Annotated in this window: 24 protein-coding genes, 1 tRNA gene and 2 pseudogenes; 20 read left to right on the plus strand and 7 right to left on the minus strand. The window is 63.8% G+C overall.

Annotated elements, in window-relative coordinates:
- Positions 1-96 precede the first annotated feature (96 nt).
- From BM070_RS10430 to BM070_RS25250, 10 genes are all read left to right on the plus strand, one after another.
- Positions 97-1,050, plus strand: a complete 954-nt coding sequence (locus tag BM070_RS10430) for an alpha/beta fold hydrolase (RefSeq protein WP_092939519.1) — start codon at positions 97-99, stop codon at positions 1,048-1,050.
- Positions 1,051-1,229: 179 nt separating this feature from the next.
- A protein-coding gene (gene prfB / locus BM070_RS10435) for a peptide chain release factor 2 (RefSeq protein WP_139222791.1) occupies positions 1,230-2,334 on the plus strand; the annotation gives its coding sequence in 2 pieces (ribosomal slippage) (positions 1,230-1,310 and positions 1,312-2,334; 1,104 coding nt in all).
- Between the two features lie 34 nt (positions 2,335-2,368).
- Positions 2,369-5,077, plus strand: a complete 2,709-nt coding sequence (pepN, locus tag BM070_RS10440) for an aminopeptidase N (protein ID WP_092939563.1) — start codon at positions 2,369-2,371, stop codon at positions 5,075-5,077.
- A 72-nt stretch (positions 5,078-5,149) separates the two neighbouring features.
- Positions 5,150-6,157: a class 1 fructose-bisphosphatase gene (locus BM070_RS10445; RefSeq protein WP_092939520.1), complete on the plus strand. Its 1,008-nt coding sequence runs from the start codon at positions 5,150-5,152 to the stop codon at positions 6,155-6,157.
- A gap of 11 nt (positions 6,158-6,168) precedes the next feature.
- A tRNA-Thr gene (locus tag BM070_RS10450) sits at positions 6,169-6,244 on the plus strand.
- 407 nt (positions 6,245-6,651) lie between these two features.
- Positions 6,652-7,017 (plus strand): hypothetical protein, encoded by a 366-nt coding sequence (locus BM070_RS10455; RefSeq protein WP_092939521.1) that lies wholly within the window; start codon positions 6,652-6,654, stop codon positions 7,015-7,017.
- A gap of 14 nt (positions 7,018-7,031) precedes the next feature.
- Complete coding sequence (locus BM070_RS10460) at positions 7,032-8,438, plus strand: AAA family ATPase (RefSeq protein ID WP_092939522.1); 1,407 nt, start codon at positions 7,032-7,034, stop codon at positions 8,436-8,438.
- A 72-nt stretch (positions 8,439-8,510) separates the two neighbouring features.
- Positions 8,511-8,726, plus strand: a complete 216-nt coding sequence (locus BM070_RS24190) for a hypothetical protein (RefSeq protein WP_139222792.1) — start codon at positions 8,511-8,513, stop codon at positions 8,724-8,726.
- Between the two features lie 310 nt (positions 8,727-9,036).
- Positions 9,037-9,228 carry a hypothetical protein gene (locus tag BM070_RS10465; protein WP_092939523.1) on the plus strand — a complete coding sequence of 64 codons (192 nt, stop codon included), beginning with the start codon at positions 9,037-9,039 and terminating at the stop codon, positions 9,226-9,228.
- A 438-nt stretch (positions 9,229-9,666) separates the two neighbouring features.
- Positions 9,667-9,801 (plus strand): hypothetical protein, encoded by a 135-nt coding sequence (locus BM070_RS25250; RefSeq protein WP_281245399.1) that lies wholly within the window; start codon positions 9,667-9,669, stop codon positions 9,799-9,801.
- A gap of 372 nt (positions 9,802-10,173) precedes the next feature.
- On the opposite strand, the gene BM070_RS24195 is transcribed toward BM070_RS25250, so the two are convergent.
- From BM070_RS24195 to BM070_RS10480, 3 genes and pseudogenes are all read right to left on the minus strand, one after another.
- The gene (locus BM070_RS24195; protein WP_139222794.1) at positions 10,174-10,404 is read right to left on the minus strand and encodes a hypothetical protein; all 231 of its coding nucleotides are present in this window, start codon (positions 10,402-10,404) and stop codon (positions 10,174-10,176) included.
- Between the two features lie 174 nt (positions 10,405-10,578).
- The gene (locus BM070_RS10475) at positions 10,579-10,911 is read right to left on the minus strand and encodes a hypothetical protein (protein WP_092939525.1); all 333 of its coding nucleotides are present in this window, start codon (positions 10,909-10,911) and stop codon (positions 10,579-10,581) included.
- Positions 10,912-11,257: 346 nt separating this feature from the next.
- Positions 11,258-12,119, minus strand: a pseudogene (locus BM070_RS10480) (HAD-IC family P-type ATPase); the annotation flags it as partial.
- On the opposite strand from BM070_RS10480, the gene BM070_RS25365 reads away from it, so the two are divergent.
- A complete protein-coding gene (locus BM070_RS25365; RefSeq protein ID WP_434803186.1) occupies positions 12,067-12,354 on the plus strand; it encodes a DUF6691 family protein in 288 nt (95 codons plus the stop codon). The pseudogene BM070_RS10480 and the gene BM070_RS25365 overlap by 53 nt on opposite strands.
- A 7-nt stretch (positions 12,355-12,361) precedes the next feature.
- On the opposite strand, the gene BM070_RS10485 is transcribed toward BM070_RS25365, so the two are convergent.
- Entirely contained in the window at positions 12,362-13,723 is a 1,362-nt protein-coding gene (locus BM070_RS10485; protein ID WP_245785174.1) for a chloride channel protein, read from the minus strand.
- Positions 13,693-14,643, minus strand: a complete 951-nt coding sequence (locus BM070_RS10490) for a LysR family transcriptional regulator (RefSeq protein ID WP_092939527.1) — start codon at positions 14,641-14,643, stop codon at positions 13,693-13,695. Before BM070_RS10490 ends, BM070_RS10485 begins: the two co-directional genes overlap by 31 nt.
- Before the next feature lie 120 nt (positions 14,644-14,763).
- Here BM070_RS10490 and BM070_RS10495 point away from each other — a divergent pair, with 120 nt between their 5' ends.
- The 9 genes and pseudogenes from BM070_RS10495 to BM070_RS10535 all read left to right on the plus strand — a co-directional run bounded on the left by BM070_RS10495 (position 14,764) and on the right by BM070_RS10535 (position 22,547).
- Positions 14,764-15,870 carry a YeiH family protein gene (locus BM070_RS10495; RefSeq protein ID WP_092939564.1) on the plus strand — a complete coding sequence of 369 codons (1,107 nt, stop codon included), beginning with the start codon at positions 14,764-14,766 and terminating at the stop codon, positions 15,868-15,870.
- Between the two features lie 66 nt (positions 15,871-15,936).
- Positions 15,937-16,989: a YncE family protein gene (locus tag BM070_RS10500; RefSeq protein WP_092939528.1), complete on the plus strand. Its 1,053-nt coding sequence runs from the start codon at positions 15,937-15,939 to the stop codon at positions 16,987-16,989.
- Positions 16,990-17,103: 114 nt separating this feature from the next.
- Positions 17,104-18,375 (plus strand): annotated as a pseudogene (gene sorA / locus BM070_RS10505) (SorA family sulfite dehydrogenase catalytic subunit).
- A 9-nt stretch (positions 18,376-18,384) separates the two neighbouring features.
- On the plus strand, positions 18,385-19,065 hold the full coding sequence (locus BM070_RS10510; protein WP_092939529.1) for a c-type cytochrome: 681 nt from the start codon (positions 18,385-18,387) through the stop codon (positions 19,063-19,065).
- 65 nt (positions 19,066-19,130) lie between these two features.
- Positions 19,131-19,451 carry a high-potential iron-sulfur protein gene (locus BM070_RS10515; RefSeq protein WP_092939530.1) on the plus strand — a complete coding sequence of 107 codons (321 nt, stop codon included), beginning with the start codon at positions 19,131-19,133 and terminating at the stop codon, positions 19,449-19,451.
- Positions 19,448-19,852: a DUF305 domain-containing protein gene (locus tag BM070_RS10520; RefSeq protein ID WP_434803183.1), complete on the plus strand. Its 405-nt coding sequence runs from the start codon at positions 19,448-19,450 to the stop codon at positions 19,850-19,852. Before BM070_RS10515 ends, BM070_RS10520 begins: the two co-directional genes overlap by 4 nt.
- 31 nt (positions 19,853-19,883) lie before the next feature.
- Positions 19,884-21,278: a YncE family protein gene (locus BM070_RS10525; RefSeq protein WP_092939532.1), complete on the plus strand. Its 1,395-nt coding sequence runs from the start codon at positions 19,884-19,886 to the stop codon at positions 21,276-21,278.
- Positions 21,275-21,865 carry an Nmad2 family putative nucleotide modification protein gene (locus tag BM070_RS10530; RefSeq protein ID WP_068629674.1) on the plus strand — a complete coding sequence of 197 codons (591 nt, stop codon included), beginning with the start codon at positions 21,275-21,277 and terminating at the stop codon, positions 21,863-21,865. The genes BM070_RS10525 and BM070_RS10530 overlap by 4 nt, the downstream gene beginning before the upstream one ends.
- Positions 21,866-21,917: 52 nt before the next feature.
- Entirely contained in the window at positions 21,918-22,547 is a 630-nt protein-coding gene (locus BM070_RS10535) for a hypothetical protein (RefSeq protein WP_068629672.1), read from the plus strand.
- Positions 22,548-22,562: 15 nt separating this feature from the next.
- On the opposite strand, the gene BM070_RS10540 is transcribed toward BM070_RS10535, so the two are convergent.
- The gene (locus BM070_RS10540) at positions 22,563-23,015 is read right to left on the minus strand and encodes a class I SAM-dependent methyltransferase (protein ID WP_237288572.1); all 453 of its coding nucleotides are present in this window, start codon (positions 23,013-23,015) and stop codon (positions 22,563-22,565) included.
- A 219-nt stretch (positions 23,016-23,234) separates the two neighbouring features.
- Entirely contained in the window at positions 23,235-24,071 is an 837-nt protein-coding gene (locus BM070_RS10545) for an anti-sigma factor family protein (protein ID WP_068629670.1), read from the minus strand.

The raw sequence follows: 24,071 nt of genomic DNA on the forward strand, positions 1-24,071 counted from the left end.
AGCGGCGCAGTTTACGGGCCGCCTGCCAGGTCTGCAGAAGAGGGGCTGTCGCCCGCGAGCCAGTGCGCCCAGCGCGTTCCGGAATAATCGCCGCCCATGTACCAGCCCGCCCGCCCCTGCCGCACCGAAACGCTCGCCCTCCGCAACCTCGACTACCACGTGCGCCTCTGGGACGAAGGAGGTGGCGATCAAGGTGGCGATGCAGACCGGCCGCTGCTCGTGCTGGTCCACGGCTGGATGGACGTGGGCGCCTCCTACCAGTTCGTGGTGGACGCGTTCTCCAGCGCCTTCTCCGCAGGACGCCGCATCATCGCCCCCGACTGGCGCGGCTTCGGCCTGACGATTCCCGCCGCCCCCTGCGACCACTATCAGATGGCCGACTACCTGGGCGACCTGGAACGCCTGCTGGACCACTACGCCCCCGGCGAGGCTGTCGATCTCGTGGGCCACAGCATGGGCGGCAACGTGGCCATGACCTATGCGGGCGCACGGCCCTCGCGCATCCGGCGCCTGGTCAACCTCGAAGGCTTCGGCATGCCCGACGTGCCCGCCGCCAAGGCGCCCGACCGCTACGCGCAGTGGCTGGACGAGCTGGCACAGTACGAACGCGGCGAAAAGGACCTGAAGAGCTACGACAGCGCCGAAGGCGTCGCCCAGCGGCTCATGAAGACCAACCCGCGCCTCGCGCAGGACAAGGCCGCCTGGCTCGCCCGCCAGTGGGCCCGCCCCGGCGCCGACGGGCGCTGGCGCATCCTGGGCGATGCGGCCCACAAGATCGTGCGGCCCTACATCTACCGCGCCGACGAGACCCTGGCGCTCTACGAACGCATCGTGGCCCCCACCCTGGCCGTGGAAGCCAGCGACGACAGCCTGGGCATGTGGTTCAAGGGTCAATACACCCTGGCCGACTACCACGAGCGCCTGCTGCACGTGCGCGACTGCCGCACGGCCCTGGTGCAGGACGCAGGCCACATGCTGCACCATGACCAGCCGCAGGCCGTCGCCGCGCTGATCGAGGAATTCCTCTCGGCCGAAGCGCCACAGGCCTAGTAGCACCAAGGCCCTGCAGCCCGCACCCAGCCTGGGCTGGCCGCTACACTTTTCGATGCATCGCCGCCGCGCCGCGGCGGCGGCCAGCGCCGGGCCGGGGCATTGGCCCGGCCGGACCCCGCCCGTGAGAAAATCGCCGGTTACGCTGACATTCACCAAGAACACAGGACACCCGCACCATGGACGCAGAACGCATCAACCTCATCGGCACCACCCTCCAAGACCTGGCTCTGCGCACGCAAGAGCTACGGAGGTATCTTTGACTTCGATGCCAAATTCGAACGTCTGCGCACGGTAAACGCATCCCTGGAAGACCCGGCCGTCTGGAACGACCCGAAGAAGGCCCAGGAACTCGGCAAGGAGCAGAAGTCGCTCTCCAGCGTGGTCGTCACGCTGGACAAGCTCACCCGCGAGCTGGCCGACAACACCGAGCTCTATGACATGAGCAAGGAAGAAGGCGACGAAGCGGGCCTGGAGACCATCGAGGCCGAAACCGCCAAGCTGCGCCCGCTGATCGAAGAGCTGGAATTCCGCCGCATGTTCAGCAACGAGGCCGATCCGCTCAACTGCTTCGTCGATATCCAGGCCGGCGCCGGCGGCACCGAGGCCTGCGACTGGGCCAGCATGCTGCTGCGCCAGTACCTGAAATACGCCGAACGCAAGGGCTTCAAGGCCACGGTGGAAGAAGAAACCCCGGGCGACGTGGCCGGCATCAAGAGCGCCACGATCAAGATCGAGGGCGAATACGCCTACGGCCTGCTGCGCACCGAAACCGGAGTGCACCGCCTGGTGCGCAAGAGCCCGTTCGACTCCTCGGGCGGCCGCCACACCTCGTTCGCCTCGCTCTTCGTCTATCCCGAGATCGACGACTCCATCGAGATCAACATCAACCCGGCCGACGTGCGCACCGACACCTACCGCGCCTCCGGCGCCGGCGGCCAGCACATCAACAAGACCGACTCGGCCGTGCGCCTGACGCACATCCCGACCGGCATCGTCGTGCAGTGCCAGGACGGCCGCAGCCAGCACAGCAACCGCGACGTCGCCTGGCAACGCCTGCGCTCGCGCCTCTACGACTTCGAGATGCGCAAGCGCATGGAAGAGCAGCAGAAGCTGGAAGACACCAAGACCGATGTGGGCTGGGGCCACCAGATCCGCAGCTACGTGCTGGACAACAGCCGTATCAAGGACCTGCGCACCAACGTCGAAATCTCCGCCACCCAGAAGGTGCTGGACGGCGATCTCGACGCCTTCATCGAAGCCTCCCTCAAGCAGGGCGTGTAAACCACCCAACGCGCCCGGAAAGCCCCAAGCCATGATGCGAGAAGGACAAGCCACCGCCATCCACCGTGCCGACTACGCCGCCCCGGCGTACTGGATCGACACCGTGGATCTCACGTTCGACCTGGACCCGGCCAAGACCCGCGTTCTCAACAAGATGCGCGTGCGCCGCAACAGCGGCGTGCCCGCCGCGCCGCTGCGCCTGCACGGCGACGAGCTGAACCTGGCTCGCGTGCTGGTCAACGGCGCCGGCACGTCGTTCAAGATGGAAGGCAGCTGCCTGGTGCTGGAGAACCTGCCCGAAGGCGATGCGCCCTTCGATCTGGAGATCTTTACCACCTGCTGCCCCGCCAAGAACACGCAGCTGTCCGGCCTCTACGTGAGCCAGGGCACGTTCTTCACGCAATGCGAGGCCGAGGGCTTCCGCCGCATCACCTACTTCCTCGACCGGCCCGACGTCATGGCCAGCTACACCGTGCTGCTGCGCGCCGACAAGGCCCAGTACCCGGTGCTGCTGTCCAACGGCAACCTCATCGAGCAAGGCGAGCTGGAAGACGGCCGCCACTTCGCGCGCTGGAACGATCCGCACAAGAAGCCCTGCTACCTGTTCGCGCTGGTGGCCGGCAAGCTGGTGGCGCGCGAGCAGCGCATCCGCGCACGCAGCGGCACCGACCACCTGCTGCAGATCTACGTGCGCCCGGGCGACCTGGAAAAGACCGAGCACGCGATGAACTCCCTCATGGCCAGCATCGCCTGGGACGAAGCCCGCTTCGGCCTGCCGCTGGACCTGGAACGCTTCATGATCGTCGCCACCAGCGACTTCAACATGGGCGCCATGGAGAACAAGGGCCTGAACATCTTCAACACGAAGTACGTCCTGGCCAGCCAGGCCACCGCGACCGACGTGGACTTCGCCAACATCGAATCGGTGGTCGGCCACGAGTACTTCCACAACTGGACCGGCAACCGCGTCACCTGCCGCGACTGGTTCCAGCTCTCGCTGAAAGAAGGCCTCACCGTCTTCCGCGACCAGGAATTCAGCCTGGACCTGGCCGGCAGCCCATCGGCGCGCGCCGTCAAGCGCATCGAGGACGTGCGCGTGCTGCGCACCGTGCAGTTCCCCGAAGACGCCGGCCCCATGGCCCACCCGGTGCGGCCCGACAGCTACGTCGAGATCAACAACTTCTACACCGTCACCATCTACGAAAAGGGTGCGGAAGTCGTGCGCATGCAGCACACCCTGGTCGGCCGCGAAGGCTTCGCCAAGGGCATGAAGCTTTACTTCGAGCGCCACGACGGCCAGGCCGTGACCTGCGACGACTTCGCCCAGGCCATCGCCGACGCCAACCCCGAGAGCGACCTCGCCCGCCTGCTGCCCCAGTTCAAGCGCTGGTACTCCCAGGCCGGCACGCCCCGCGTGCGCGCCGTGGGCGCCTACGACGCGGCCACGCGCAGCTACCGCCTCACGCTGAGCCAGTCGCTCGCGCCCACGCCCGGCCAGGCCGAGAAGCTGCCGATGGTCATCCCCGTCGCGCTGGGCCTGCTGGATGCGAACGGCCAGCCCATCGCGCTGCAGCTCGAAGGCGAAGCCGCCCCGGGCGCCGCCGACCGCACCGTGGTGCTGACCGAGCCCAGCCACAGCTACACCTTCGTCAACATCGACTCCGCGCCCGTGCCCTCGCTGCTGCGCGGCTTCAGCGCGCCGGTGCACCTCGACATCGACTACACCGACGACGAGCTCCTGGCCCTGCTGGCGCACGACACCGATGCCTTCAACCGCTGGGAAGCCGGCCAGCGCCTGGCACTGCGCATCGCTATCAATGCCATAGCAGCAGGCGCAGGCGATACGGGCGCTGCGGCCCCGATCGCCCCCGATCTGCTGCCCGAAAGCTTCATCGCCGCCATGCGCGACGTGCTGCGCCACCCCACGCTGGACGCGGCCTTCAAGGAACTGGTGCTGGCCCTGCCCTCCGAGGGCTACATCGCCGAGCAGCTGGACGTGGTGGACCCGCAGCGCATCCACGCCGTGCGCGAGGCCCTGCGCACGCAGCTGGCCACCGCCCTGCGCCCCGAATGGGAAGCCGCCTGGGAGCAGCACCACGACACCGGCGCCTACCGCCCCGACGCGCTCTCCTCCGGCCGCCGCGCGCTCGCCGGGATGGCGCTCTCCATGCTCTGCGTGGCGGCGCGCGAATCGGGCGACACCGTCTGGCCCGGCCGCGCCTACCAGCGCTTCAAGGACGCGGGCAACATGACCGACCGCTTCAACGCCCTGAGCGCCCTGGTCGTGAGCGGCCAGCCGCTGGCCGAGCAGGCGCTGGCGCGCTTCCACGCCATGTTCAAGGACGACGCCCTGGTGCTCGACAAGTGGTTCGCGCTGCAGGCCGGCGCGCCCGACCGCGGCGGCCAGGCGCTGGCCACGGCCAAGGCCCTGCTCGCCCACCCCGACTTCAGCCTGAAGAACCCCAACCGCGCCCGCAGCGTGATCTTCAGCTACTGCAACGCCAACCCCGGTGGCTTCCACCGAGCCGACGGCGCGGGCTACGCCTTCTGGGCCGACCGCGTGCTGGAACTGGACGCCATCAACCCGCAGGTCGCCGCCCGCCTGGCCCGCAGCCTGGACCGCTGGAGCAAGCTGGCCGAGCCCTACCGTTCGGCCGCCCGCCAGGCGATCGAGCGCGTGGCCGCCCGCCCCGCGCTCTCCAACGACGTGCGCGAAGTCGTCACGCGGGCCCTGGCCGACTGAGCGGCCCGCCCCGCAGCAGTACACAACCCCTTCTTTCTTTCACACCACCCACGCTACGAAAGAGTCTTCTTCATGGCCCAGAAAATCAGCCTGACCCGCTACCTCGTCGAGCAGCAGCGCGTCGATGGCCTCATCCCCTCGCAGCTGCGCCTGCTGCTGGAAGTCGTGGCGCGTGCCTGCAAGCACATCAGCCATGCCGTGAACAAGGGCGCGCTGGGCGGCGTGCTCGGCTCGGCCACCAGCGAAAACGTGCAGGGCGAAGTCCAGAAGAAGCTGGACATCATCGCCAACGAAGTGCTGATCGAGGCCAACGAATGGGGCGGCCACCTGGCGGCCATGGCCTCCGAGGAGATGGACAGCATCTACGTGGTGCCCAACCGCTACCCGCAGGGTGAATACCTGCTGCTGTTCGATCCCCTGGACGGCTCCTCCAACATCGACGTGAACGTCAGCATCGGCACCATCTTCAGCGTGCTGAAGAAGCCCGAAGGCCACCCCGGCGTGACCACCGAGGACTTCCTGCAGGCCGGCACCAAGCAGGTCGCGGCCGGCTACTGCATCTACGGCCCGCAGACCACGCTGGTGCTGACCGTGGGCGACGGCGTGGCCATGTTCACGCTGGACCGCGAGCAAGGCTCCTTCGTGCTGGTCGAAGAGAACGTGAAGATCCCCGCCGACACCAAGGAATTCGCGATCAACATGAGCAACATGCGCCACTGGGACACCCCCGTGAAGCGCTACATCGACGAATGCCTGGAAGGCACCGAAGGCCCGCGCGGCAAGGACTTCAACATGCGCTGGATCGCCAGCATGGTGGCCGACGTGCACCGCATCCTCACGCGCGGCGGCGTATTCCTCTACCCCTGGGACAAGCGCGAGCCCAACAAGCCCGGCAAGCTGCGCCTGATGTACGAAGCCAACCCCATGAGCTGGCTGATCGAACAGGCCGGCGGCGCCGCCACCGACGGCCGCCAACGCATCCTCGACATCCAGCCCACCCAGCTGCACCAGCGCGTCAGCGTCATCCTCGGCTCAAAAAATGAAGTGGAACGCGTGACAAGCTACCATTCCGGTATATAATTCAAGTCTTCGCCGGTGTAGCTCAGTCGGTAGAGCAGCTCATTCGTAATGAGAAGGTCGGGTGTTCGATTCATCTCTCCGGCACCAATAGATGCAAGGCCCTGATGCTATTAAAACGATAGCGTCAGGGCTTTTTGCTTTGTAGAGGTAAGGCCAAGGTAAGGGCCAGCGCTCAACACCCCCTCGGACCCATCCCAAGGATGCGGAGCCATCACCAAGGTGCGGGGTGACGGCAGAATCGATCGTTTGGGATGTACACGACGCACCATCGACGATTAGCCAAATCGGTCAACTCTTCGTAAAATCAAGCGGTCGGATGTGCAGCATGGCCACAAGCCCAGTCTGATCGCACATGGTGAGCGCAAGGCCACCCGCTACCTGGAAAAGCGTAACCCAGGGTCCATCAAGACTTCATTCAATCGCATCGGTACCGGACGCCGTGCACCGCCAGCCCCAGAGGCATGGCGGAGCACATCTGAAACCGAAAGATCCGAATGAAGTTCGCAATCGCAATCGCATCCCTCTGCTCGCTCGTCACCGTTGGCCAAGCCATCGCCCAGCAGCCTCCACTCACCTACACAGACCTCGTTCGTGAAGCCCGCAAGTACGAAAAGCTCGAAGGCGGCGAGCGCATCGTGTTGAACAAAGTCCTGTTCCACACAGTGAAGCTCGACCTGAAGCCGTTCGTCGGCGGCTCGAAGGACTACTACGTCAAGAAATCCGACGAAATCGGGTTCATCTGCCAGTCCACCTCCACCAACTTCAAGGGCGGCACCGTCATCGCTGAAGTGGTGAAGCATGAAGAAGGCGCGGAAGGCTCGCACTTCTACACCTTGAAAAGCTGCGCCCTGGCAAAGTAAGAGGGAGCCGCCCAATGGTTCAACCCCAAAACCGGGCGGCTGCACGCGCTGCCCGAGAAAACGCCACCCAAGCCGACCCCTTCGGCCAGCTCGAGCAGGCCATCGCTCAGCACGAAGACGGAAGCCAGCTCGCGCTCGAATTCGATGGCGAAGAGCGTTACCTACCGCTTGTGCAAGACATCAAGCACAACATCATCAAGCAGCAGATCGAACACCTGCGCGTGTTCGCGGAGATGCGCGGCGAGAAGCTTCTCTTCGAGAACCTCTGCTGTGATCACTGTGGATCTACAGAAGTGATTCGCGAGCTTGAGGACAGTCACTGGTTCTGGGAGTGTCGCAACTGCGCGAAGCACGTCAGCGACACCAAAGCGATTCAGCAAATGACGAGGCTTTTCGATGAGCTGCGCGCATTTTCGAGCAACCTCCCGAGCCAAGACTTCGACAATGGAATCGAGGTATTCAGCCTCGAAGACATCAACGCTCTGACCGAAAACTTCCGCACCGTGAGCTCAGACGAGCACGCTTCAGCCCGCGTCAAGGCGACTCTGAAGCGCCTGATCGACATTGGAAACATCCGACCTTACGTAGTGCCAAACCCTGCCTGGCGGGGGCAGCTCGATGAACTGCGCGAGCAGTTCCCAAACTTCATCAGCGCGATCGATGAAGTCCTGGAACCATCGTTCGCGATCGCCGCAGCAGGCGGTCGCTGCAGGCCGGCCCCCATGCTTCTGGTCGGAACGCCGGGGGTTGGTAAGAGCTACTTCAGCAGCCTCATCGCCGGCGTGCTCAAGACGCCGATGTTCAAAGTCGACCTCGCCAGCGCAACCGCTGGCAGCTCGCTCGACGGACTCGCCACGCACTGGTCGAACTCCTGCCCAGGGGAGGTTTTCAAAACGTTGGCGTTCGGCCGGTCCGGCGTTGTCGCAACAGCCTGTCCCGTCGCCTACCTCGACGAGATCGACAAAGTCGGCGAGGGCCACAAGTACGACCCCCTTGGCGCCCTCTACGGCCTGCTAGAGGTCCAAAGCGCCAAGACATTCGAAGATCAATCGCTTCCAGGCTTGAGGATCGACGCCTCGCACATCCGCTGGATTGCGTGCGCGAACACCCTGGACACGATCCCGGCCCCAATCCGCAGTCGATTCCACATCGTGCACGTTCAAGCCCCCACCGCTTCCGAAAACCAGCGCATGTTCGAGAAGATTTTCGCGAGCGTGGTCCACGACACCAGGCTCCACGACTTCGGGTCACAGATCTCGCGCGCGGTCATCAGCCACGCTGTCGAAAAGTTCAGCGCTCGCGAATTCAAGACGAGGTCGGCGATGGCCATCGGCAGGGCTCTGGCACGCAATCGGCAAGTCGTCGAGGCTGAAGATTTCGGGACTGCACCAGCACCAGTCCCACGAAAAATGGGCTTCTGAAGCTCCAATTAAATTACCCAAAGAATACGGTTAAAGATACAATAGTTGCTCCCCGCCCAACTGGAGAAAGACATGCAAATGAACGTTGAACAAACCCTGCTCATCCGCATGTACGAATCTGGAATCCTTGACGCATTATCCGAATGCGATCGCCGTCGCCGTGAAGCTGCGACAGCGGAAGTTAATGCCGAACTCGAGAAAGAATTCGGCCCCGCAAATCGCGTCATGGCTGATCCCGCAGACGCAATGATTCGAATCCTTCGCCAGCCAAAGCGGTGGCTCAAGTGATCGAAGTCGAATTCATACCGGATTCGGACTTCTTCACTCCGATGCCGGGGAGAGCCGAAAATGATTTCCCTGGGCGGTTTCGTGATTACTGCGACTCTCGTGGCCTGGACCCTGCAACAGCTGCGCTAGATGACGAAGTCGAGTATTCCCCGAAATTGGAACGCGCAATTAAAGCGAGGCTGGCGCTTCGCAAACTACTGGAGAAGTGAAAATGACGACCCCAAGTTTTGCCGAGCGCACCAAAATCAGCAGCATTTTGCGAGAGTTAATGTAGGGTGACGGTGTGCATGAGGAAGGTAAATCCGACCCCATGACTTCTTCCCTCGTCACCGATCTTCCTGGTAGGCCTGTCCCCGTCCTCCTTGAGGCGGATGAGAGATTCCTCCGCATCATCGAAGAGAGCGGCGCGTTCACCCTGGAGAAGTCGGCCGGGATGTACGGTGATGTGGTCCGTTTGCGCCCCAAGGAAACTCTGCAGGACTACCGCCGCCTGTTCGAGTGACCCTCAGCCCACTCACTCAAGCGCCTCAAATCCGAGGTGCTTTTTGTTGCCTGGTGCACATCGGACACCAGGTAGCGGCGGTGGTCAGGCTGCAGTTGACCATGCCAGTAGTTGAGCCTGAAAGCACGGGTAAACGCAATAAACAAAAGTGATCTGGTAACTCTGGACTTGCTGTTTTGCACGATCTTTTCCGTCCTTATGCTGTTGTTAATGGTAACTTTTTCGGCGCCGCTTTTTCGGTGTTTATTCTGTCAATGCCTTAGTTAATGGTAACTTTCGGCGCTGTTAATTGAGGTGTTTATGAGTGTCTCCGAACATACCAGCAACCTTGTAATCTGGCCCGGGACTTGGTGCGGCCGGGTAGTAGTTGCGTTGCATGAAGCGCGCGTCGATCCCGACCTGGGGATGCTCTGGCGGTGCCGATCCAAAGGCCAGCATGTGGACCTTCCCGAGCTCGCCCTCTTCGCCCTCGAACTCCACGGCACCGAAGACCCAGTCGCGCGCGAACTGCTCGACGACGCCGGAAAGCAGGCATGGGACGCCTGGCACACGCCGCCCGACATCAACTTCTGACCCAAAGAAAAGGAGATACAGGGCTCTTTTTTGCTTGCCGCCAGCTGAGCTGGCTCCAGCTTAGTCAGCGCCATTTCAATCGATTGCGCATTTACTTCTAAACGGTGATTATCGCAATCGTGATTAATGGTCTATTTTTACGCTTAGTTTTCTGGCGCTGGGAAAATAAGGCACCGAAAATACACTGTAGTCCGTTTCATCCTCATCGAGGAGACGCCAACGTATTTTTTCCATCGAATGCAGAGGCTCCGCGGCCGATCGACATCGCGCAACCAAGATTACCGCCAATGATTGGAAGCAATTACGGGCCGATTTTAGCGACGCCCGTTGGAATGTGCACGAGAGTCGCGATGAGGGGCGTGCGATCCTCATTTAGCTAAAATCGAGCTTCGTGAATTTCGGAGAGAAGTGCGCTGCGTGCATGTTCGTGGCCACTCTCTGTGTGCCAACTTCATCATTGAACGACCACACGAATTGGACAAAGTCATCTCCTAATTCAAAGCCGATGCCAGCCATTGCTGCTGTACCGTATTGACTTCCGTCGATGAATTGCCAGCCACGCAATCCACCAGAGATCGCTTCGTTTCCGGCCAGGAAGCCCACGAAGAAACTGTCCCATACGGTCCCCTCGGTTTTCGAGCGTGAATCGAGTAATGCCTTTCCAAAATCCCGACTGCAGCTTCTTCAAGAACTTCGGCATTACTCCAACAGCAATTGACCCGAGCATCAAAGAGATGTTCTGCCATGCTGGCCGTCCGCAACGAAGCATCGTTAAATTCAGGATGATGAAGCGGGCCTGGTGTTCGCGTCCCCTTTCACCGCGTCGTAGTTCACTACGCTGGTGAGCCCTTCTTTGCGATTCATGTAGCCCAGGCCGACTGCGTTCAGTGGATCCAGGTCGTTGCTCACGACCGCTGATTTGAAGCCGCGAATGACTTTCATCGAATCTGAACCACCCCGCTGCCGCCACCAGTTGGGCCAACGCAGCTGCAGCGTGCCCTTGACCGCCGGCTTCCGCACTTCCTTCTCGGGCGCCTTGTGCGGCACCAGCACGCGGGCCGGTGCATTCACATCGTGGCCATCCGTCGCAGTGAGCTTCACGAACTGCATGCCCGCCTCTCCCCAGGCGGAACCACCGAACGTGTCGACGCCAAAAGGTGGATCGGTCCAACCGTACCCGCGTGCTGTCTTAACAGAGATCTGCTCGGTTGCTGCGCTGGGCGGCAGGCCGGTCAACCGCCAGAAGGGGACGCTCAGCGCATCGGGCCAAACGTCTGCTTCAGACTGACTGCAGTCGGTCGACCTGGCCCGATCAATGTCGGCGCTTGCACAAAGCAGACGACTGCGTCTTTCGCCGCCGAGCGCCCTCTCTTACCCCGAGGCCGACCATGACGGGGTGCAACCGTACATCAAGCTACTCGGCTTGCGTCTTTCCTCGCGCGCCGCGGAAGTCGGATCAGTCAGACTCGATCGCAGTGATCCTCAGCCGCAGCGCGTTGCCGATCAACGACACCGAGCTGAGGCTCATCGCCACCGCACCGACCATCGGCGACAGAAGCCAGCCCGTTAACGGAAACAGCACGCCGGCAGCGAGCGGCACGCCCACCAGGTTGTAGACGAAGCGAATCCGAGGTTCTGCTTCATGTTGGAGACGGTGGCGACCGACAACGCGCTCGCCGTCGCGATGCCGCGTAGATCGCCTTTGACCAGCATGAGTTGGGCGCTGTTCATCGCGACGTCGGTGAAAGTGCCCATTGCGATGCCGACATCCGCTTTGGCGAGCGCGGGCGCGTCGTTGATGCCGTCACCAGCCATCGCGACGACTCGTACCTCCTTTGCAGGCGCTCGACCAGTTGCAGCTTGTCCTCTGGCTTGACCTCGCCATGCACCTCGTCGATCCCCAGGCGCTTGCCGACAGCCTGAGCGGTGGTGAGCCCATCGCCCGTGGTCATGATGATGCGAAGGCCGGACTTGCGAAGCATCGTGAGCGCCTCCTGCGTGCTGGCCTTCACCGGATCGGACACGGCAAGCAGCTCGGCCAGCTTGCCGTCTACGGCCAGGTGCATCACGCTGGCCCCTCGCGCGCGCAAAACTTCGGCCTGGTTCGCCAGCGGCACTACATCGATGCCCAGTTGCTCCATCAACGTCGCATTGCCGATGGCGAGGGTCTTGCCGCTCACGACGCCCTTGATTTCGATTCCCGACGCGGAGTCAACTTGCTCGGCCTTGTCCAACTTCAACTCGCGATCCCGCGCTGCCTTGACGATGGCCGCGGTCACCGTTGCGTTCGCCGCCGCGCGTAAGCGCTCGCAAACCCTTCTGGGCGAACCAGTGAGATGGCCAAACGCGCGAGCGATCGACCGCCTGGCTTCGGCAGCCTGCTGTTCGGTGTCAGTTGGGGCCTTGCGGGCTTCTGTCCTGGACCCGGTCTGGTGGCGCTCGGAAATGGGGGAAAGCAAGGCGCTTGTCTTCACCGCCGCGATGCTCACCGGAATGATCGTCTTCGAAGGCATTGAGCGTCGCAAGTCGCTGCGTGCAGAACCCGCGATCTGACACAGGCTCAGGGATTCGGCTTCTGCGCCATCGGCGATTCGATCGGATTGCCATAGAGCGGTCGCGCGCCGAATTGTGTGCTGATGGCGTAGGCCACGCCGCAGGCTAGCATCACTGGAACGGTGAGCTGGAATTGATTTGTCATCTCCAGCACCATCACTATCGCCATCAGCGGCGCATGGGTGACTGCGGCCAGCACCGCCGCCATGCCGACCACCGCGAGCAGACGCGGATCGCCCACCCACACCGCCGGCAACCAGAGCGCCGCCACTTGGGCCAAGACACTTCCAGCGGTCGCCCCGACGAAAAGCGATGGCGTGAACACACCGCCGATCGCGCCGCTGCCCGAACTCAGCGTCGTCGCCACCACTTTTGCGAGCAGCACCCACGCGAGCCATTGCCAAGCGTGGTCACCGTGAAGCACCTGCGACACCACGCTGTAGCCATTGCCCCAGACCTGCGGCACCCAGGCCGACAACAGCCCCACGAGCAAGCCCCCGAGTCCCAGGCGCAGGACTGGCGTACGGATGCGCGCGAACCAGCTTCGCCCTGATTCGAGCAGCGCCAGCAACCCCCAGCCCAACCCGCCGAACAGCACGCCGGCGAGTAAGGCGATGCCGAGGCTCGTCGGTGCCATGACGACAGGCGTAACGTCGTAGAGCGGTTTGGGTTCGACCAGCCAGTAGATCAGTGAACTGGCCGTGGCCGACGCGATCAGCACCGGAGCGACCGTGTGGCGCGCGAGGAAACCGAGCGCCAGTTCCAGAACGAAGACGACGCCCGCAATGGGTGCGTGATAGGCCGAGCCGATGCCTGCGGCGATGCCGCACACCAGCAGCGTGTTGCGTTGTTCCGGCGCCGTCGCGACGAGCCGTGCCAGTCGCGCACTGACCCAGGCAGCCAGTTGGACCATCGGCCCTTCGCGTCCGATGGAAGCGCCCGTGCCGACGGATAAGAGCGCGGACACGGTGCGTGTCAACGTCGTTCGATCGTTCAGGTCGACTCTTCCTGCGCGCGCGGCATCGATGTAGTCGAGGTTCGCCGCGCCGCCCGGGCCCCGCCTGGCCCAGGCCGTTCCGCCTTGCAGGACCAGCCCTGCGAGCAAGCCGCCCGCGGTGCAGACCAGCGCGCGGTGCCAGGGCGACAACGACAACGCGGCTTCGACCAGTCCGCCGCGCTGACCGGTCGCGAGTTCCTCGACCCATTGCGTCAACCACCGGAAGCCCACGACGGCAGCCGCAGCGAGCGCGCCCGTCACGGCCGCCCACCACCAGACGCGCAACGTTTCGGCAGCCGGTCCCATGGCCCACAGGCGCGCACGACCGCGTCTGGGAGACGCTACTTCTTCGGGAAATTCGTTGGCAGCCACGGGGATTCCATTTCAAGACGCTCGCAGTGCGCCACGAAGCGTTGCAGGTTGCCCGAAAGGCGCTTTTTCTGATGGTGCACCAGATAGAAGCGGCGAGTCAGACGAGGCAACGTGGTTCGCAGAACGACCAGTCTGCCGAGTGTCACCAGGTCCTGCACCGCGCACAGCGACAGGCAAGCCAGCCCGAGGCCTTCGGCCGTCGCCTGCTTGATCGCCTCGGTGCTGCCCGGCTGCATGTCGCCGTCCAGGTGGTGAAGGTGCGGCAGCAACACGTGCTCCACGGCCTCGCGCGTGCCGGAACCCGGCTCACGGAGCAACCAGCGTGCCTGCCGCAAGGCCTTCAACGGAACGCGTGCCTGCACGCCCTCCTGCACCAGCGCATGCGTCGGTGCAGCCACGATGACCAACTCGTCCTGAAGCCATGGCGTCACTCGAAGCTCGGCCTCGTGGCAGGGCCCTTCGATCAGACCGATGTCGACCTCCAGGCGGGTCACGGCCGCAGCGATGTCGCGCGTGTTGCCGATGACGACATCCACCGCGGTCCCGGGCCACGTTCTGCTGTAGCCAGCGACCAGCGCTGGCAGCACGTAATTGCCGATTGTCGTGCTGGCACCAACGCGAAGGCGCGTGACCAGAGGCGCGGTTGCAGGTCCCGTGCTGCCGAGCCCGAACCGGCTTTCGATTTCCTGTGCGCCGTCGAGCAATGACCTGGCTTGCGGCAGCAGCGCACGGCCGTTGTCGTTCAGCAGCAAGCGCTTGCCGATGCGGTCGAACAGTTGGGCGCCGAGCAGGCTCTCCAGTTCGTTCAGCGCGCCACTGGTCGCCGACTGGGACAGCGAGACCCGCTCACCGGCGGCGGTGGTGCTGCCGGTGTCAGCCACGGCCGTGAAGATCAGAAGTTGACGCAATGTCAGGCGCATCCAAACGCTTTCGTTACCTGTTAGATGGCTAGGTTATAGCGGAAGTATCCGTTTGCCGGATAGATCGAATCGGTTCAAAGTTCGTCTATGCCTTCAGAAAACGACGCGATGGAGAAAACGATGCACACCGCCACCCCCCCGGTTCAACTACTGCACAACCCTACTGCCAAGGGTCGTCTGCGTCAGCTGTTGCCCGGCTTTGCACTGACGGGCGCGCTGGCGTTCGCATCGATCCAACTGGGCAAGATCGGCTGGCTGCAAGCCAACGGCATCAGCGCATTGACCCTGGCCATTGTGCTGGGCATGGGGGTCGGCAACACCGTCTACCCACGCATCGGCGCGCTGGCCGGCGCGGGCGTGACCTTCTCGAAGGCCAATCTGCTGCGCCTGGGCATCATCCTGTACGGCCTGCGTCTGACCTTCCAGGACATCGGTAACGTGGGCTGGACCGGCGTCGCGATCGACGCCACGGTGCTGTGTACCACCTTCGGGCTCGCCTGCTTCCTCGGCACCCGGGTCTTCGGGCTCGACCGCAAGACGGCCATGCTGATCGGCGCCGGCAGTTCGATCTGCGGCGCGGCGGCGGTAATGGCGGCCGAACCCGTCGTGCGCGGCCGCGCCGAGCAGGTGATGGTCGCGGTGGCCACGGTGGTGGTGTTCGGCACGCTGGCGATCTTCCTGTATCCGGTGCTGTATCACCTGGTCGCGCAATTCCGGCTGTTCGACCTGTCGCCCACCGCTTACGGCGTGTTCGCCGGCTCGACGATCCATGAGGTGGCACAGGTGGTCGCCGCCGGTCGCGCCGTCAGCGAGCAGGCTGCGAACACCGCCGTCATCGCCAAGATGGTCCGCGTGATGATGCTGGCGCCGTTCCTGATCATCCTGTCCGCCTACCTCTCCCGCTCCAGTGCCAAGGACGCCGATGGCACCGACGAAGCCAATGCCTCGCCACGCGGCGGCATCGTGATTCCCTGGTTCGCCCTCGGTTTCGTGGCGGTCGCCGGGCTCAACTCGCTCGCGTTGCTGCCCCATGCGGTGGTGACGCAGGTGATCGACATCGACACGGTGCTGCTGGCGATGGCCATGGCAGGTCTGGGCCTGACGACGCACGTCTCGGCGATTCGCAGGGCCGGCATCAAGCCGCTGGCGCTGGCAGCCGTGCTCTTCGTCTGGCTGGTGTGCGGCGGCTTCGCCATCAACGCGGGCATCACTGCACTCTTCAATTGACAGGGTAGACCTGGAATAAATCGCCCCCGCCATTCGTCCATCCATCCAGACAACCGAAAGAAATTCATGAAACTCCGTCCTCTCGCACTTTCGCTGTGCCTCGCCCTCTTGACACTCGCCTCGATCCCTTCGACGGTAACGGCACAACCTGCGCCTGTCGCAGCGTCCGCAAGTGCGACGCAGCGCTGGACCTTCGACGGTGCCATCCACAACAACTCGCTGGCGCTCAGCCCGGACGAGGGCACGGCCGTGGTGTCGTACAGCGAACGCCCGGACGTCGTCGTCTACGACCTGAAGACCGGCAAGGTGCGCAAGGTGCTGGATGGCTTCGTGACGCCACGCAACATCGTGTTCGCGCCGTCTGGCGAGTTCTTCTATGTTTCGGACAGCAGCCTGGGCACCGTGGCGAAGATCGCCACTTCCAGCCTGAAGACGGTCAGCAGCCTGCCGGCAGGCCCCGGTGCCTTCGGCACCGTGCTCAGCAAGGACGGCGCCACGATGTATGTGAACAACCAGGCCGCCAGCACCGTCACGCGCTTCGACGTCGCGAGCGGCGAACCGCGCGCCGTCATCACCGGCTTCGCGCAGCCGCGCCAGGGTGTGCGTCTGAGCCCCGACGGAGGTGCGCTGTACGTCACCAACTTCATGGGCGACAAGATCACCATCGTGAACACGGCGACGAACAAGATCGACGGAGAGATCACCGGGTTCAACAAGCTGCGCGCGATCTCGGTCACCGGCGACGGCAAGACGCTCTTCGCTGCGAACAGCGGGAGCAACACCATCGCGGTCGTCGACCTGGACAAGCGCGCCATCGAGTCGACGATCGCTGTTGGCAAGGACCCGTATGGTGCGGCGCTGTCACCAGACGGCCAGCGCGTCTACGCCGGCAACCTGGGCGACAACTCGCTGTCCGTCATCGATGTCGCGAGCAGGAGCGTCGTCGCCACCATCACGGGTTTCAAGGAACCGCGGCAGGCCATTGTCTTCACGCGCGACGGCCAGGCAGCCTATGTGCTGAACGAAGACTTGGGGATTGCCAAGGTCGACCTGGCGAGCAACCGTGTGGAGGCGACGCTGGCTGCGCCTGCGGCAAGGGTGCAGAAGACCGCGCCGTGAAGAAAGCGCTCTCGGACTTCCTGAAATCGCCTGCAGGACAAGCAAACTTCGCCAAGTGGGGTTGGAAGACACCCTGAATAGCCACTGTATTTATCTAACAAACGGAGACAAACCATGAGATCAGGTCGCGAAGCCACACCCACCGCGCAGCACGACGCCAAGCGCGCTTCATCCCGTCGGCGCTTCGTCCAGGGCGCCGGTCTTCTCGCGCTGGGTGCGTCGCCGCTCGCCGCGCTGGCGGCTGGTCGCGATACCGGCGAAGGCGTGACCTTTGCCGACGGACCGCGCCCCATGGTGACGTACCCGCAAAAACGGCCGCTGATTCGTGTTCACACCCGGCCGCCGCATCTGGAAACGCCGTTCTCAGTCTTCAACGAAGGGCCGATCACCGCCAACGACGCTTTCTTCGTGCGTTACCACCTGGCCAACATCCCGCTGGCGGTCGACCCTGCCACCTACCGGCTCACCGTCTAGGGAAAGGTCAACACGCCGTTGAACCTGTCGCTGGCCGACCTGAAGGCACTGGCCGAGCCGGTGGAGGTGGTGGCGGTCAACCAGTGCTCCGGCAACAGCCGCGGGTACTCGTCGCCGCGCGTCTTCGGCGCCCAGCTCGCCAATGGCGCGATGGGCAATGCCCGCTGGTTCGGCGTGCCGCTGCGCAAGGTGCTCGAGAAGGCGGGTGTGGCTGCGGGTGCCCGACAGGTGACCTTCAACGGCCTCGACACGCCGGTGCTGCCCGCGACCTCGGATTTCCGCAAGGCGCTGGACATCGAACACGCGCTGCAGGACGAACCGATGCTCGCGTGGAGCATGAACGGCAAGGACCTTCCGTTCCTCAACGGCTACCCGGTCAAGCTCATCGTGCCGGGCTACTTCGGCACCTACTGGGTCAAGCACCTCTCGGAAATCGAGGTCATCGACCATGTGTTCGACGGCCATGACGCGCTGTTCATGACGACCGCCTACCGCGTGCCCGACAACGACTGCCAGTGCGTGGCACCGGGTTCCGCAGCGGCGAAGACGCGGCCGATCTCGACGCTGCCCGTGCGTAGCTTCATCACCAGCGTCCAGGCCGGTGGCATCCTGCCCGCCGCCCGATTGATCGAACTCAAGGGCATCGCCTTCGATGCCGGTGCCGGCATCAAGACGGTGGAAGTCTCCATCGACGGCGGCCGGAGCTGGAAGGCGGCGACGCTCGGCAAGGATCTGGGGCGCTTCTCGTTTCGCGAATGGCGGGCGCCGGTGAGCTTCGCGAAGAAGGGCCGAGCCGTGCTCATGGTCCGTGCGACCAACCAGAAGGGCGAAGGCCAGCCCGCCACGGTGGACTGGAATCCGGCAGGTTACCGCCGCCATGTAGTCGAGTCCACGCCGGTCACCATCGCCTGAGGACACGCCATGAAAACCACCACTTTTTTGGCCCGTGCCGTTCTTGGCTGCTGCGTGTTGATCGCGTTCAACGCGTTGGCCGCGCCGCCCGACATCAAGCTGCTCCCCGACACGTCGAAGCTGCGCCCGTCGAAGCTGCCGGGCTACGCCATCGCGATGCAGAAGTGCGCGATCTGCCATTCGGCCGACTACGTCAACTACCAGCCGCCCGGCATGACGCAGCCGCAGTGGACCGCCGAGATGGCCAAGATGCAGCACACCTACGGTGCGCCGATCAGTGACGACGAAGTCAAGCAGGTGGGTGCCTACCTGGCGGTCGCCTACGGGTCCGCGAAGGCCACAGACGCCAGTGTGATCGCCGCATCCACACCAGCGCATGCGCCGCCCGCTCCGCCAACGTCACCGGGTGCTGCGGCCGCGCCACCAGCCGGTGGCGCGACTGTCAACGTTCAAGCGCTTCTTGCGAGCAACGCCTGCCTGAGTTGCCATGGCGTGACCCAGAAGATCGTCGGTCCGGGCTATCACGAAGTTGCCGAAAAGTACAAGGCCGATCCGCAGGCGCAGTCGAAGCTGGAGGCCAGCATCCGTGGCGGCAGCGTCGGCAAGTGGGGAAGCGTGCCGATGCCGCCTTTCGCCGCACTGAAACCCGAAGAGGTGAAAGCGCTGGCTGCGTTCGTCTTGAAGCAATAAGCACGCCCCCGATCGCCGGAGCGAAGACTCCGGCAACGACTAAAAACCCCCACGAGATTAAAAAAATGACCCCCACAAATCGCCGCTTTTTCATCTTGCAAGTTGCCGGCGCTGCAACTGCGCTGTCCGTTTCCGCCGCCCACGCACAGTCCGGCGGCCCGAAGCTAGCCGAGACCGATCCTCAGGCCGTGGCGCTCGGCTACAAAGAAGACACCACCAAGATCGACGCCAAGAAATTTCCCAATCACGCGGCCAGCCAGAACTGCGCGAACTGTCAGCTGTTTCAAGGCAAGCCCAAGGAAGCGACGGGCGGCTGTCCGCTGTTCGCCGGCAAGCAGGTCGCTGCCACGGGATGGTGCAGCGCATGGAACAAGAAAGCGGCATGAGCAGCGCCTTCGTTCGTGCGGGCATCCTCGGGTTGCTGGTCGCAGGGAGCACGTTGACGCAGGCGGCCGACATGCACGCGCACGGTATGCATGCCGAAGGCGTCGTGCCACCCAGCTTCATGGCCAGCACGGCCAAGCCCTTCGATGCGCTGATGGGTGATGCCATGGCCGTGATGGACCACGACATGCGCACCGCACCCATGAACGGCCAGCCCGCGCACGACTTCATGACCATGATGATTCCCCATCACCAGGGCGCCATCGACATGGCCAAGTCGATCCTGCTCAACACGCGAGACCCGGAAGTGCGCAACCTCGCGCAGGGAATCATCACCGAGCAGGCCAACGAGATCCGGCTGATGAAGGCCTGGCTTGCACGCCACGCATCACCCGCCAAGTAGTCGCTCCAGGCACGTCGAAGAAGGACCTTTCATGAATTCACTCAAACCCCTTGTCCTTGCCACGGCGCTGGCCGTTGCATCTTTCGCTGCATCGGCAGTTCCCAATCCCGGCGACCGCGTCTACACCGCAGACCAGAACACCAACACGGTGTCGGTGATCGACCCGAACACCAACGCATTGCTCGGCCAGATCAAGCTGGGCAACCAGCGCCCCGACGTGCTGTCACCGATCTACAAGGGCGAGATCAACGTTCACGGCCTCGGTTTCTCGCCTGACCACCGCACGCTGGTTGCCATTGCCAACGGCTCGAACTCGGTGACCTTCATCGACACGGCGACCAACAAGGTCAAGGGCGTGACCTACGTCGGCCGCTCGCCGCACGAGGCCTTCTTCACGCGCGACGGCAAGGAGGTCTGGGCCGTGGTGCGCGGAGAGAACTACGTCTCGGTGATCGACGCGAAGACCTTCAAGGAAAAACGTCGGATCGAGACCGCGCCCGGCCCCGGCATGGTGCTGTTCACGCCGGACGGTGGGCGTGCGTTCGTGGTGTCGAGCTTCACGCCCGAAGTGGCTGTGGTCGACACGCGCTCGTACAAGATCGTGAAACGTATTCCGGTCGTGAGTCCGTTCTCGCCGTTCCTGCAGTTCACGCCGGATGGCACAGAAGTCTGGATGGGCCACAAGGACGTCGGCAAAGTCACACGCATCGACGTGAAGTCGATGGCGGTGACGAGCGTGATCGACACCGGCTTCATCACCAACCATCTCGGCTTTGCCAAAACCGCGCGCGGCACGCTCGCGTACGTCGCCGTGGGTGGTGAGAACGTCGTGAAGGTCTATTCGACCGATGGCGAGGCGAAGTTGCTCAACACCATCGCGACCGGCGCGCTGCCGCATGGCGTATGGCCATCGGACGACGGCACGCGCATGTACGTCGGACTGGAGAACGGCGATGCGGTCCAGGTGATCGACACCGCCAGCGACAAAGTCATCGCGGCGGTGCCGATTGGACAGGCTCCGCAGGCGCTGGTCTACGTTTCGAACGCCGTACCGTCGGGTGCCGGCACGGACAACCTGAAGCCGCTGGCCAACGCCGCGCCGGTCAACATCCCGCTCATGCCCGCTTCAGGCGATGCCAAGGGCTTCGTGGTGGCACGCAATTTCGGTGTGGTCGATGCGCTGGAACTGTTCCTCTACAAGCTCAAGCCGGAGACGGTCTACAGCATCTATGTGGGCGATCAGAAAGTGCCCGTCGCCAGCTTCAAGACCAATCCGATGGGAATGGCCGACGGCACGGCGATCGGCGAGATCCGCGAGGTCACTCGTCTGCAGTCGGAAGCCAATCCGAAGACCGCATCGATCGTGGTCATCGAAGGCGATGGGCCGATGGATGCAGCCAAGGTGGTTCTGCGCAGCCCGATGTGATCCAAGGCCCGCGCATCTTTCGTTACGTCGTGCGGCAAGACCGCGGCGGGTCGCCGAATCCTTTTCACGGCTGGTGCTCGCTCGCTGTGTGCAAGCCGCAGATTCGTCGCTCGGCACGTGTCGGCGACTGGATCGTCGGCCTGCGCAGCCGCCACAACGACCAGCTCGTCTACGCGATGCGCGTCGATGAAGTCATGGCGCTGGGCAACTACTGGGCGGACCCGCGCTTTGTCGCCAAGCGACCTGGCGGCGACGGCCCCCCGGACAACTTCTATCGGGCGATGGCGAACGGCTCGATGAAGCAGGTGGCCAACACGTTGCACGACGACAGCGAGGCCGCGCGAGACATTGCGGGCCTCAACGCCCTGGTGTCGTGGAATTTCTGGTACTTCGGCGACCAGAGCCCACCGCTGCCGACCGATCTGGTGCACCTGACGCATTCGGGCCAGGGACACTCGCTGCACCGGCGGCGGCGGGCTGATGACGTCGCCGTGCTGCAGCACTGGCTTGACCACTGGCCGATGGGCCGCAACGGAGCGCCTGTCGATGCCTGGCGGCCCCGCGTGTTCGTCACGAGGCGGGCCTGAAGCCGCGGTGGCCGAGCGCTGCTCTTATTCAATTTTTCCGATGAGACTCTCGATGAACTTCCAGCCATTCGTTGCAGCGGCATTCGCCATCGCCATCGCAGCCGGTGCCCCGCCCGTTTTTGCACATGGCGACGACAGGCCGGCCGCAGCCGCCGGCGGTGCCGAACTGCTCATACAGGGTGGGCAACTCGGCAAGTCCGTGTTTCCTGACGGTAATACCGCCCATGGCGGCCAGGGCCAGCCGGTGGATGGCATCGAAGGTTCGAGCCAGGAGATGCTCAAGACCCATTTCCATGCCCACCTGGCCATTTACTACAAGGGCGAACAGATCGCAGTGCCACGCGGCATCGGCATCATTGCGCCGCTGCGCATCGATCGCGGTTTTGTCAGTGGCGGTAAGGGTTTCTACTGGCTGCACACGCATGATGCCAGCGGCATCCTGCATGTCGAATCGCCGAACGACCGGGTGTACACGCTGGGCAACTTCTTCGACGTGTGGGGACAGCCGTTGGCGGCCGACAACGTGGCAGGGCTCAGGGGCGCGCTGCGGGTGTATGTCAACGGCAAGGTGCAATTCACGCCGGTGCGCGACCTTCCGCTCAAGCCGCACGACCAGATAGCGCTGGTGATCGGGCAACCCTCGGCGTCTCCCGTGACGTACACGTTTCCCGATGGGCTGTGAAGTACGAGCCAAGCTTCAGTGCATCACGCAGTGGCAATAGACGAACTGCTGCTCCACGCCTGCGAGTGTCCGATGGGCTTTCGGCGCATGTTCGACCAGTTCGAAGGCATCGCCGAACTGGGCGTGCAACGCATCTGGCGCATACCGCATCACCGGGAGCCCGCTGCACTGCATCGGCCCGTCCGGCCCGAACACCGCGACGATGACGTGACCGCCGGGGCGCACAGCCTGGCGCACTTGCGCGATGTAGGCCTGGCGTTGCTCGGGTGTGGTCATGAAATGAAAGACGGCCCTGTCGTGCCAGATGTCGTAGGCATGTGCGGGTAAGGCAAGCCGGGTGATGTCTCCCGCCAGCAATCGCACCCGCCGGGCGTCGAAAGCGAGCCGTTGACGGGCCACGTCGAGCGCATTCTCCGAAATGTCGAGCACAGTGACGTCGAAGCCATGCAGTCCGAGCAAATCGTCCACCAGTGTCGAAGTACCGCCTCCGACGTCGATGACCCGCGTCTGACCGCCAGCAGCAATTCGCTTGATGAGTCCGAGGGACCGGTCCGCATGCGGTTGAAACCAGCTCAGCGTACTGGACGACTTCGTCTGTAGACACGCTCCCAATGCGACTTGTCCTGCATGGTTCCAATTCCTGAAGATTTGCGCATGGCAAAACATCTTGCCAGTCGAAGGACCAAATTATTTGCGTGCTTCAAGCTGGCTGTAAACCGCCTCGGCGACCCGCAGCATTTCGGACTTGCTGTCGCCTGACGAAATGGCGTAGCCGAAGTCCTTGTCGACCCAGTAGAAGACATTCACCGGGCCATCCTGGCCGAACTTGAAGGCCGTCTCGCGTCCGGCGTCCTCGCGAGTGACGTACAGCGTCAGACGCTCGCCCTTTGCGCCGCCGAACATGAACTGCGCCACCGGCCCCTTGTCGCCCGGCAGCAGCCGCCCGCCGATGAGCTCGTAGCCCAGGGCGCGCAGGTCGGGCGGCTTCACTTCGGTGCCCATGCGCTTGGTCAGCCAGGTGACGAGCGCCTGCTCCTGGTCGGCGCCGACCTCCACCGGACGACGCACGTCCGGGCTGTAGACCACGTGGGCCACGGCCGCGCGGTGGGCAAAACCATTGAGCGTGCCCGCCCGCGCCGCGGCCAGCGTGGCACTGCGCTGCAGTTGCCCGTCGTAGGCGCCACGGCCCCACCAGGCCGACCCGGTGCTGACGACCGCGATCGCCACGCCGGCTGCCAGGGAGCGCCACGGCCATCCCTGCCAGCCCGCCCCCGGCGCCGGCTTCAGCGGCAGGCGCAATGGCAAGGGCTCGGACAGGACCGGGTCGAGCAACTGCTTGAGCGCCAGGTTCTGGGCGCGCCAGTCGTCCACGCGCTGGCGTTCGGCCGGGTGGGCATCCAGGAAGGCATCGATCTCTACATGCCGCGCAGGGTCCAGAAGCTGATCCGCAAAAGCATGCAGATCGGCTTCGGTCACCGGCTTGATGCCGTCGGTGGAAATGGGTTTGAGTGGGGGAGAGTCCAT

The organism is Paracidovorax wautersii (genome assembly GCF_900113035.1).
Taxonomy (GTDB): domain Bacteria; phylum Pseudomonadota; class Gammaproteobacteria; order Burkholderiales; family Burkholderiaceae_C; genus Paracidovorax; species Paracidovorax wautersii.